General features: G+C 61.1%; 8 protein-coding genes. 3 read left to right on the forward strand and 5 right to left on the reverse strand.

The features are described from left to right. Positions 1-21: 21 nt before the first annotated feature. Positions 22-2,124 carry a TonB-dependent receptor gene (locus tag F8N82_RS26295; protein WP_038998224.1) on the reverse strand — a complete coding sequence of 701 codons (2,103 nt, stop codon included), beginning with the start codon at positions 2,122-2,124 and terminating at the stop codon, positions 22-24. Between the two features lie 246 nt (positions 2,125-2,370). On the opposite strand from F8N82_RS26295, the gene F8N82_RS26300 reads away from it, so the two are divergent. Together F8N82_RS26300 and F8N82_RS26305 are read left to right on the forward strand one after the other, a co-directional pair. Next, positions 2,371-3,060, forward strand: a complete 690-nt coding sequence (locus F8N82_RS26300) for a DsbA family protein (protein WP_038998225.1) — start codon at positions 2,371-2,373, stop codon at positions 3,058-3,060. A 228-nt stretch (positions 3,061-3,288) separates the two neighbouring features. Further along, a complete protein-coding gene (locus F8N82_RS26305) occupies positions 3,289-4,590 on the forward strand; it encodes an OprD family porin (protein ID WP_038998226.1) in 1,302 nt (433 codons plus the stop codon). 30 nt (positions 4,591-4,620) lie between these two features. Here the strand turns inward: F8N82_RS26305 and F8N82_RS26310 are convergent, their stop codons facing one another. Together F8N82_RS26310 and F8N82_RS26315 are read right to left on the reverse strand one after the other, a co-directional pair. Further along, entirely contained in the window at positions 4,621-6,285 is a 1,665-nt protein-coding gene (locus tag F8N82_RS26310) for an FMN-binding glutamate synthase family protein (protein WP_038998227.1), read from the reverse strand. A 114-nt stretch (positions 6,286-6,399) separates the two neighbouring features. Beyond that, positions 6,400-7,302 (reverse strand): LysR family transcriptional regulator, encoded by a 903-nt coding sequence (locus F8N82_RS26315; protein WP_038998228.1) that lies wholly within the window; start codon positions 7,300-7,302, stop codon positions 6,400-6,402. Positions 7,303-7,399: 97 nt separating this feature from the next. Here F8N82_RS26315 and F8N82_RS26320 point away from each other — a divergent pair, with 97 nt between their 5' ends. Then, complete coding sequence (locus tag F8N82_RS26320) at positions 7,400-8,590, forward strand: MFS transporter (RefSeq protein WP_038998229.1); 1,191 nt, start codon at positions 7,400-7,402, stop codon at positions 8,588-8,590. A 262-nt stretch (positions 8,591-8,852) separates the two neighbouring features. On the opposite strand, the gene F8N82_RS26325 is transcribed toward F8N82_RS26320, so the two are convergent. Continuing rightward, entirely contained in the window at positions 8,853-10,004 is a 1,152-nt protein-coding gene (locus F8N82_RS26325) for a lysozyme inhibitor LprI family protein (RefSeq protein ID WP_052251611.1), read from the reverse strand. An 80-nt stretch (positions 10,005-10,084) separates the two neighbouring features. Further along, positions 10,085-10,516, reverse strand: coding sequence for an Imm30 family immunity protein (locus F8N82_RS26330; protein WP_038998230.1), 432 nt, complete (start codon positions 10,514-10,516; stop codon positions 10,085-10,087). Position 10,517 lies beyond the last annotated feature (1 nt).

A 10,517-nucleotide genomic window follows, 5' to 3' on the forward strand; every position in this document is an offset into this window, starting at 1 on the left:
CCCTTTTTCGTTGCTTGGCGTTTAGAAGCTATAGGTGCCAGTAACGATCAGGCTACGCGGGTCGCCGAACTGGATCTGCCCGGCGCTGGTAGCCGAACTGTAGTAAGTCTTGTCGGTGATGTTGTTGAGCGCCGCACGCAGGTCCCAGTCCTTGGTGCGAAAACCGGCCAGGGCATCCCAGCGGCCATAGCCGGGCAGCAGCGCAGTGTTCTGGTTGTCAGCGTAACGCTCGCCGACCAGGGTCAGGCCGGTTTCGCCATACCAGCCCATCTCTGGCTTCCAGGTAAGAAACAGGCTGCCGTTGCGCTTGGCGACATTGCTCACCCGGTTACCTTCCTGGCCGTTGTTGTCCTTGACGATGGTTGCATCCTGGATACCGATGCCGCCGCGTACGTACCAGTTGCCAACGATGTTGCCGGTGGCGGTCAGTTCCACGCCGCGTGAGCGCTGCAGGCCGGAAAGCAGGGTGATGCCCGGGTTGTTCGGGTCGCTGGTCCGGCGGTTGTAGAGCTCAAGCTCGTAGACCGCCAGGGTGGTGCTCAGGCGCTCGTCGAGCCAGTCGCTCTTGACCCCGATTTCCTTCTGTCGGGTTTGTTCCGGGCTGGTTTCGTTAGTATTGCCGGCCGCGCCCGGAGTAATGCCGATCAGGCCGCCACCGACTGGGGAGAAGGTCTTGCTCCAGGAGGCATAGAAGGAGTGTTCCTTCCAGGGCGAATAGACCACGCCCAGGCGCGGGCTGGTGCTGTTGCTGTCCTGCTTCTCGGCGATGCCGCGGACCTTGTTGGTGGTTTCCACCTCGAACTGGTCAAAGCGCACCCCGGCCAGCACTTGCCACTGATCGTTCAGGCGCAGCTGGTCCTGCAGGTACAGGCCGCGGCTGTCGACCACGGTGTGGTTGTTGCTGGACACCACCATGCGGCCGTTATGTTGCAGGTCACGGTTGGGGTTGTTCAGGTCCAGGCTCGGCACCGGGCGAGCGCCTGCGCCCGAGGTCGCTGCGGTATAGAGGATCGGGTCGCGGCGCTGGTTGCCGAACTCAAGGCCGGTAAGCAGGGTGTGCTGCAGGCCGAAGGTGTCGAAGTTGCCTTCCAGCTCAAGGTTGTTGAACAGGTTGCGGGTGTTCAGGTCCTGCTGCCAGCGCTGGCGGGTGACCTGGTGGGTGGTGGTGTTGTAGCCGGTCAGGTAGGTGTTGTCGAAATCGCTGTTGAGCTTGAACAGGCCCAGGGTGTGGCGCACCTGCCAGTTGTCGCTGAGCTGGTAGTTCAGGCGCGAGCGCAGCGACTGCGCCTTGTCGTCGATGAAGTCGCGCTGGGTATCGCCGTAGGTGGTGTCGCGGCCGACGTCGGCCGGGCGGCCATTGACGCTGGGAATGCCACGATCGGGGGTACGGTTGTAGCGGCTGTACTCGTATTGCACCAGCCAGTTCAGGTCCGGGGTCAACTGCCAGCTCATCGATGGCGCGAACAACTGGCGGCTGCCGTCGATGCCATCGCGGAAACTGTTGTTGTCCTGGTTGCCCATATTCAGGCGCAGGCTGATGTTGTCGCTCGGATCGGCGCTAAGGTCGGCATACAGGCTGCGCAGGTCTTCGCTGCCGCCTTGGGCCTCAATGCTGGAGCGCCGGCCGGCTTCCGGCATCTTGCTCACCCGGTTGACGATCCCGCCCTGGCTGCCGCGGCCATAGAGCACGGCGGCCGGGCCCTTGAGCACTTCAACCCGCTCGATATTGTGCAGGTCGCGCACGTACTGGCTGTCGTCGCGAATACCGTCGAGGTAGAAGTCGTTGCTGGCGTCGAAGCCGCGGATGCGCACGCTGTCAAAGCGTGTGTCGGCGCCGCTGCTGACGTTGGGGATGCCACTGAGCGCCTTGCCCAGGTCGTTGCTGCCGTAATCCAGCACATTGCTGGTTTTCACCGAATCGATGGCCTGGGGCACATAGCGGGAAGGCGTAGCGGTGCGGGTCGCGGTGCTGACCTCACGTACCCGTGGGTCGTTGCGCTCGCGATCAGATTCGGCGGTAACCGAGACTTCGGGTAGCGTAGTGGTGGCGGCAGCGACCAGCCCTGAGCTGAAAAACAGCGACAGGCCCAGGGTCAGGGGAGAAAGGCGGCAAGGGGCAAGCATGGCGGACATCCGAGCATTTTTAGAAGGGGAGAAATTTTGCGCGAATGATAATGCTTGCCATTTACTAACGTTAATTGTTTCTAGATTTGCCGACGGAGTGTTTGTTTCAAGATGTTTCTGTCTATGCGGCTTTAGTCTCGACAGGATATTTGTACTGTTTTTAGCAATAAAGCTGTAACCAGTGCGGCGTTTTTCGCAACCTTCATCCGGCCTAACCTGACGCCATCATTTTTTCAGGAGGCTCCCATGCCCGTACAAACCACCCTTCACTATGTGTTCGACCCGTTGTGTGGCTGGTGCTATGGCGCCGAGCCGCTGATCGATGCCGCCAGTGGCCTGATGCCGGTTGTGCTGCACGGTGGCGGGATGATGGCTGGTGCCAATCGCCAGAAGGTGTCGGCGCAGTTGCGCGACTTCGTCATGCCCCATGACCGGCGCATCGCTGAATACACCGGGCAGCTTTTCGGCCGCGATTACTTTGAGGGCTTGTTGCGTGACAACGACGCCGTATTCGATTCGCAGCCGCCCATTGCGGCCATCCTTGCCGCAGAGCAACTGGCTGGCCGTGGCCTTGAGTTGTTGGCCCGGTTGCAGCGTGCGCACTACGTGGAAGGTCGACGTATTGCCGATGAAGCGGTGCTCAAGGCAATCGCCGCAGAGATGGGGCTGCCTGCACCAGTCTTTGCCAGCGCATTGCTGGAAGTGGATACGCCAAGCCATATGCGCACCAGCCGCGCGTTCATGGCCAGCGTCGGTGGGCAGGGTTATCCAACCCTGGTGCTGGAACGGGAAGGGCGGCTGCAGGTTATCGACATCGGTCCGTTCCTTGGCAAGCCTGACGCCTTTGTGCAATGGCTGGACCGGGAGTTCTACCTGAGCACCGAAAAAATGGGCGATAACCCTGCATTTTGCGCCCCGGATGGCTGCGCCCTGTAAGCAGAAACACTTACTTTTCACGAAATTTTGACACGCTGATCCGCACACGGATAGGATTCGGTCAACGCCTGTAGGCCCATCGGCCAAGAGTCCAGAATAAAAGGCCCGCTGCGAACGCTCGCAGGCGGGCTTTTCATTTTTAGACCCGTGAGCGTCAACCCACGCAGGGGGCGTGGTTTTTGGCGTTTGGTCGCAGAGCGTCTTTGACTAAGAAATAAGGAAAATAAAATGTTGAAAACCAGGATCAGTCTGATCGCGCTGGGGCTTATGGCAGCGACTCAGGCTATGGCCAATGACCAGGCCGAAGCCAAGGGCTTCGTAGAAGACAGCAAAGCCAGCGTTCTGCTGCGCAACGCCTTCATCAACCGTGACAAGAAGCACGGTACCAACGACCAGAGCGAGTGGGGCCAGGCCTTCATCGGCAAGTTCTCCTCCGGCTACACCCAAGGCACCGTTGGTGTCGGTGTCGACGCATTCGGTCTGTACGCTGTGCGTCTGGACGGTGGCAAAGGCCGCAACGGCGGTGGCGGTATCGACTTCTTCAAGCCGGCGGACGGCGACTCGCCGACCAACCAGCAGAATTCCCCGCACAACCTGGCCCGTGGTGGCGCCGCAGTCAAATTCCGCATCTCCAACACTGTACTGAAGTACGGTGACCAGATGCCTGAACTGCCAGTGCTGCAGTACGACGACGGTCGCCTGCTGCCAGAAAGCTACACCGGTACCCTGATCACCTCCAAGGAGATCAAGGGCCTGGAACTGAACGCCGGTCGTTTCACCCAGGAAGCGCGTAAAAGTGCTGAAGGCCGTGACAGCGGTGGCCTGAAGTCGATCAACGTATTCGGCGGTAGCTACAAGTTCACCGAGAACCTGTCGGCTTCCCTGTACACCTCCGACGTCGAAGACGTGCTGAAGAAGCACTACCTGGGCGTCAACTACGTTCACCCGATCGCCGACGACCAATCGCTGACCCTGGACTTCAACGGCTACAAGTCGGACATCGACAAGAAGTACGTCGCTGCCGCCGACCTGACCGGTGACTCCAACACCATCTGGAGCCTGGCCGCTACCTACGCCTTCGGCCCGCACTCGATCACCATTGCTCACCAGCGCAGCACTGGCGACACCGGGTATCAGTACGGCTTCTACCAGAACGCCGGTGGCGTGGGTGACGGTGGTTCGACCATCTACCTGGCCAACTCCTACTGGTCCGACTTCAACGCTGAAGACGAGCGTTCCTGGCAGCTGGGTTACGGCCTGGACTTCGGCGCCTTCGGCGTACCGGGCCTGACCTACAAAGTGGCCTACGTGCGTGGTGACAACATCAACACCCACGGCTACGGCGAAGGTAAAGAGCGCGAGATTTTCAACCAGTTCAAGTACGTGGTTCAGGAAGGCCCTGCCAAGGACCTGTCCGTCAAACTGCGTAGCTCGTTCCTGCGTACTTCTGATAGCGTTCGTCAGAACGGCTACAACGACGACGGTAACGAAGTCCGCGTATTCGTCGAGTACCCAATCAGCATCCTCTGATAGCTGTTTGGCGTCTCCAACAACCCCGGCCTAGGCCGGGGTTGTTTGTTTTCGGCGTACAACAGGTTTGATCGCCTGCACCTCGCCGGTCTCCGGCTCGAAGCTGTCGCTGCGCGCCATGCGCCACATCCGTGCATAGAACTCGCTGTCGATCGAGCCGCTGAGCAATTCACCGGGCTTGAGGAATACGTGCAACTGGGAAAACAGGCGAATCTCACTGGCGCTGATGCGCCGTACCAGATGCTTGGGCTTGAGCTCGGCGGGATGCTCAAGGCCCGCTGCCGCGAGCATTTCGGCCAGGGCATGCAGGGTGTTGCGATGGAAGCTGTACACCCTGTCGGCCTTTTCCGGCACCACCAGGGCGCGTTGGCGTAGCGGATCCTGGGTCGCCACACCGGTCGGGCATTTGTTGGTGTGGCAGCTTTGCGACTGGATGCAACCGATGGCGAACATGAAGCCACGGGCCGAGTTGACCCAGTCGGCGCCAATGGCCAGCACGCTGGCAATGTCGAACGCGCTGACAATCTTGCCGCCGGCGCCGATGCGTATCTTGTCGCGCAGGTTCAGGCCCACCAGGGTGTTGTGCACGAACATCAGCCCTTCGCGCATCGGTACGCCGATGTTGTCGCTGAACTCCCGTGGCGCGGCGCCGGTGCCGCCTTCCTTGCCATCCACCACGATGAAGTCCGGGACGATGCCGGTGGCCAGCATGGCTTTGGCGATACCCATGAACTCCCACGGGTGGCCCAGGCAAAACTTGAAGCCCACCGGTTTGCCGCCAGACAGCTCGCGCAGTTGGCCAATGAACTGCAACAATTGCACGGGGCTGCGAAAGGCACTGTGCGCTGCCGGCGAAATGCAGTCTTCACCCATCAGCACGCCACGGGTCGCGGCGATTTCGGCGCTGACCTTGTGCCCGGGCAGAATCCCGCCGTGGCCGGGTTTGGCGCCCTGGCTGAGCTTGACCTCGATCATCTTCACCTGCGGGTCGCGGGCCTGTTCGGCGAAACGCTCGGGATCGAAACGACCCTCAGCTGTGCGGCAACCAAAATAACCGCTGCCGATTTCCCAGATCAGGTCGCCACCGTGCTCACGGTGATAGGGGCTGATGCCGCCTTCACCGGTGTCATGGGCGAAACGGCCGAGTTTGGCACCCTTGTTCAGCGCGGCAATGGCGTTGGCGCTCAGTGCGCCGAAGCTCATTGCCGAGATATTGAAAATCGATGCCGAGTAAGGCTGGCGGCACTGCGGGCCGCCGATGTTGATGCGAAAAGACGCGGGGTCGGGTGTTTCCACCGGCAACATGGAATGGCTGATGAACTCAAAGCCCGGCCGGTAGACATCGTTGAGAGTGCCAAAGGCTTTCTCGGCGCTTTCGTTCTTGGCCCGCGCATACACCAGCGAGCGTTGGGCCCGGGAGAACGGCAGCTTGTCGTCATCGCCTTCAAGCAGGTACTGGCGAATTTCCGGGCGGATGGTTTCGATCAGGTAGCGAATATTGCCCAGGATCGGGTAGTTGCGCCGCACCGCGTGCTGGCTCTGGCGCAAGTCATTGAGGCCGACCAGGCTGAGCAGGGCGCTGATCAGGGTGAAAGGCCATAGCCAGGAGTGGGCAGACAGAAACGGCAGGCTGGCAAAGGTGAAAACGAGGCAGCCGACAAGGCAGGCGTAGCGGCTGGGAAGCGAAGCTTTCATGGATCTTCCGCTGATATGAGAGATCCTTCCAAGGATAGGCAAAGCGTCCCGCTGGAAAACCAGTGGTTTCGGTAAAACACTTTTATCCCCGCCGTGCTTGTCAGGCGGGCGCACTCATGCGCCGGCTTCGGTTGTCCGGGCGAGGATTTGCAGAAACGCCTCGGCTGCCCGCGAGCGCCGCTGGCGGTGGCTGATCGCGAGCAGGTCGATGTTGGCGGCCGCTTCGCTCAGGGGGCGGTAGCACACGCCGCGCTGGTTCAAAGCCCGGGCGCAGGCAGGCACCAGGGCAATGCCCTGGCCGGCTGCCACCAGGGCGATGATCGAGGTGATCTGCCGTCCGCGCGGGCCGCGCATCAAGGACAACTGGCAATGCTGGAACAAGCGCTCGATGGCATCGTTGAGGCCGGTGCCTTGCTCGTCGGTGTACAGCACCACAGGGTGCGCTTGCAGTTGGGTGAGGCTGATGGTGTCGAGCGCCGCCAGTGGGTCGTTCTCGGCCAGTGCCACCAGCAGCGGCTCCTGGTCCAGCGGCTGGACCTGCAGCTCAGTGAACTCCTGGGGAGGCATGAGGCGGCTCAGGCCGATTTCCAGGGTGCCTTCGACGATATTGCGCCATTGTGCGCTGGAGGCTTCTTCAACGAGGGTCAGACGAACCTGCGGGTAGGCGTGGGAAAACTGCTGGATCGCCTGGGTGAAGTGGTCACTTAAAGCCACCGAGCTGGCATAACCGATGCTCAGTAGCCCGGCAGTGCCGGCGGCCAGCTTGGCGGCGAAGCTTTCACTGCGGGCCATCTGCTCCAGTACGCCGCGGGCGTAGGGCAGGAACTGTTGGCCTTCACCGGTCAGGCTGACGGCACGGCTGCTGCGCTCGAACAGACGAAACCCCAGCTGGTTTTCCAGGGCCGAGATCTGCCGGGTCAGTGCCGGCTGCGCCAGGTGCAGGCGCTGCGCGGCCCGGCCGAAATGCAGGTCGTCGGCGACGGCAATGAAATAGCGCAGCTTTCGCACATCGAGCATGTTGCACCTTGAGGTATCAATCGGTCCTAATTCGGTATTGGCCAGGGCCAATGACCGCGCCTTATAAACAATACTCGTCACTGTAACGAGTTTTCCCATGCAATTGCGCCTGTCCGCCGCACGAATCGCGATGTTCCTCTGCGGGTGCGCCGCGTTTCTGCCGCTCTATGCCACCCAGGGCATCCTTGCCGAGCTGGCGCAGAGTTTCGCTGTGGATGCCCGGCACGTCAGCTGGAGTATCACCGCCACTACCCTGGCCGTGGCCCTGGTCGCGCCTTTTGTCGGCGTGCTGACCCGGCGCTGGAGCCAGAAAACCGTACTGGTTGCGGCCACCCTGATGCTCAGCGTGCCGGGCTTGATGCTGGCAGGCGCCAGTGATTTGAACAGCCTGCTGCTCTGGCGCTTTGTTCAGGGCATGCTGATCCCGGTGATCTTCGCCACCAGCGTGGCTTACATCGGCGAGCGCTGGAGCGGCGCCAAGGTCACCGAAGTGACCAGCCTGTACGTCGCCGGGACCATTCTCGGCGGTTTTGCCGGACGTTTCCTGACAGGCCTCGTGAGCGAATACCTCGGCTGGCGCGAGGCATTCGTGCTGCTGGCAATGCTGACCTTGCTGATTGGCTTGGGCATCCACGGGTTGCTGCCCCGTGTTGTGCGCCCTGTAGAGAGCACCCTCACTAACAACCGTATCAGCAGGCTGTGCAACAAGCCGTTGCTGGCAGCTTACCTGGTCGGCTTTTGCGTGTTGTTTTCGCAGATCGCCACCTTCACCTATGTCGGCCTCCATCTGTTGGCCGCGCCTTTCAATCTGGGCGTCGCGGCACTGGGCTCGGTCTATGCGGTGTTTCTCCTGGCCCTGGTGGTCACGCCGATTGCCGGTAAGCTGCGCGGTGCCAGGCCGCCTGCACACCTGGTGCTGGTGGCCGGCGTGCTAGGCCTGTGCGGGTCCTTGCTGACGTTGTTCAGCAGCCTCTGGTGGATCGTACTGGGACTGGCGTTGAGTTCCACCGGGGTATTCCTCGCCCAGGCGGCCGCCAATGCTTTTGTCACCACCACCGCGAAGCACAACAAGGCCGGCGCCGTAGGCTGCTACCTGACGTTCTATTACTTGGGAGGCAGTGCTGGCGCGCTGTTGCCGGCGCTGTTCTGGGAGCGCTGGGGCTGGGCTGGTTGTGTGCCGTTGATCATGTGGGCACAGCTGCTGGTGATGCTGATTGCCTGGTTCGGTTGGCAGCGCACCGAGTCTGCCGACACAAACGCGTTCAAAAAACCGTTGTCCCATCCATGACAAGGACGTCAATCAATCAGATGAACACCGTGATAGTCCTGCACAGCAAGCTGCTTACGTTAGTCGGACCCGTGCTCAACGACATACCGGCCGGTCCCCTCAAACATTCGCCTGCGGTGCTGCGTGATTTTTGCCAGGTGGTCTAAAACCAACAACTACTGCCTGCCTTCGCCCCGGGTTTTCAAGGACTGGGCCGTGTTCGGCAGTGGTCGCCTGATCGGGCGCAGGCGCGCCCGTATACTGGCTGCGGCGAGCTGATGGCTTACTGATCCGGGGCGATGGCAAACATCAGCTGGTCGGCTTCCAGGTAGACGATCGCCTCGCGGCCAATGACATCCACCGGGCGGGCGGCAACCGCTTCATGCTCGGGGACGATTTTTTCCAGGCGCTTGCTTACCAGGTCGACCCGCCAGATACAGGCGAACCCACCGTTGTTGTCGAAGTACAGGACTGGCCGGGTCGGGCTCCAGGTCGGATTGACCAGGCTCCAGCCGCCGGCATCCTTGTCCATTACCCGGTCGTAGGGGTTGTCGCCGCTGATATGCGGGTAATAGATCAGCAGGCCGGAGTTGTCGTGATTCAGGTCGCCGCTGATCTGCGCCTTGGCAAAGCGCTTGCTGTTGGACTCGGCCGCGTACAGTTGCGTTGAAGGTTGCGGCGCAGCCTTGGAGCCCAGTTTGTAGGCCATGCTTTGCTGGGCGTCGCCGGTCATCTTCTGCCGGTAGTAGAACACCCCGTCAATGATCCCGGCATAGCGCCGACCCTGATCGTTGGCGGTGATACTGTTCCAGCCATCAAAGCGCACATTGCGCGCGAAGGCGTGCAGGCCAGGGCGAGCATCGGAGTATTCGTAGAGCGTGCCGATCGGGCGGCTGTCATAGATGTTGCCGGGGTTGCTGCCTTCTTCATCCTGCTTTTCGGCGACGAACAGCACCACGTTCAGCACACCATCGAGGGTGGCGACGTCGACCAGATAGACAAAACTGTCTTCGCTCATGTCGGCGACAGTGGCCAGGGGGAAGCGTTGCCACGGCTCATCCTCGACCTGCGTGTAGCGCTGATCGCGAGGCAGGGGCTGGAGGCTCTTGGGGTCGATCTGGGCCAGTGCCGGTACCGGTGTCAGCAGTTTGATCTGCTGGTCGTAGGCGACCTCCAGGCAGGCGGCGGTCTCGCAGCGGTTGCGCACCTCGCGCAGCCAGAAGTTCTCCAGCTCACGGAAGATCTTGCGGTCCTTGAGCGGCTTGTAACGCTCGTTGAGCTGGTCGTCCTTGGCCGACAGCGACGGCGTGGTGCAGATGGCGGTTTCCAGCAGGGTGCTGGCCTTGCTGCAGTCAAAGCCTGCCGCAACGCTGGCAGGACTGTGCAGGCAGGCAGCAAACAGAGCGGCAGGAAGCAGGCGCGCGGCGGCTTTCATCGGACATCCATGTGAGTTCAAGCGGGGTGCGGATAATACGTCAGCGGCGGCCGTAGCGGAATTGGCCGCCGCGCTTTCATTCAACCTGCCAGAACCCAGTCCACTTCAGACTGCTTCTCCGGGTTACCGGCGAGAAAAAACTGAAGGTAGCTTGCGACTGCTGCCCTGTTGGCACTGTGCGCCAACGCAGTGCGGTAAAGCTTGGTGTACTCGGGGGAGTTGAAGATCCGGTAGTGGATGCTTTCCAGCCAGTCACCGGCCTTGTCCTTGAGCGTGTCGGTGACTTCGACCACCGCTTCGACATAACTGGCGGGGTCGAAGGATTCAGCCATCCCGATGATGTCCTTCATGAGGTCGCCATACTCACAGTCATCGTCCAGGTGCGACAGCATGACCTTCAGGTACTGCTTGTCGCGGGTCTGTGCCATGGCACGCAGTGTCGTAGAAAATCGCGCCACCTCAGCGTCGCTGTTCAAGCTTGCACAGTCTTCAAGGTCTGTTGTCAGGCTCATT

The sequence above is a fragment of the Pseudomonas fluorescens genome, assembly GCF_902497775.2.
In the GTDB taxonomy this organism is placed as follows: domain Bacteria; phylum Pseudomonadota; class Gammaproteobacteria; order Pseudomonadales; family Pseudomonadaceae; genus Aquipseudomonas; species Aquipseudomonas putida_F.

Coding starts and splice junctions, on each gene's coding strand:
- F8N82_RS26295 (WP_038998224.1), bottom strand. CDS start 2,124: ATGCTTGCCCCTTGCCGCCTTTCTCCCCTGACCCTGGGCCTGTCGCTG.
- F8N82_RS26300 (WP_038998225.1), top strand. CDS start 2,371: ATGCCCGTACAAACCACCCTTCACTATGTGTTCGACCCGTTGTGTGGC.
- F8N82_RS26305 (WP_038998226.1), top strand. CDS start 3,289: ATGTTGAAAACCAGGATCAGTCTGATCGCGCTGGGGCTTATGGCAGCG.
- F8N82_RS26310 (WP_038998227.1), bottom strand. CDS start 6,285: ATGAAAGCTTCGCTTCCCAGCCGCTACGCCTGCCTTGTCGGCTGCCTC.
- F8N82_RS26315 (WP_038998228.1), bottom strand. CDS start 7,302: ATGCTCGATGTGCGAAAGCTGCGCTATTTCATTGCCGTCGCCGACGAC.
- F8N82_RS26320 (WP_038998229.1), top strand. CDS start 7,400: ATGCAATTGCGCCTGTCCGCCGCACGAATCGCGATGTTCCTCTGCGGG.
- F8N82_RS26325 (WP_052251611.1), bottom strand. CDS start 10,004: ATGAAAGCCGCCGCGCGCCTGCTTCCTGCCGCTCTGTTTGCTGCCTGC.
- F8N82_RS26330 (WP_038998230.1), bottom strand. CDS start 10,516: ATGAGCCTGACAACAGACCTTGAAGACTGTGCAAGCTTGAACAGCGAC.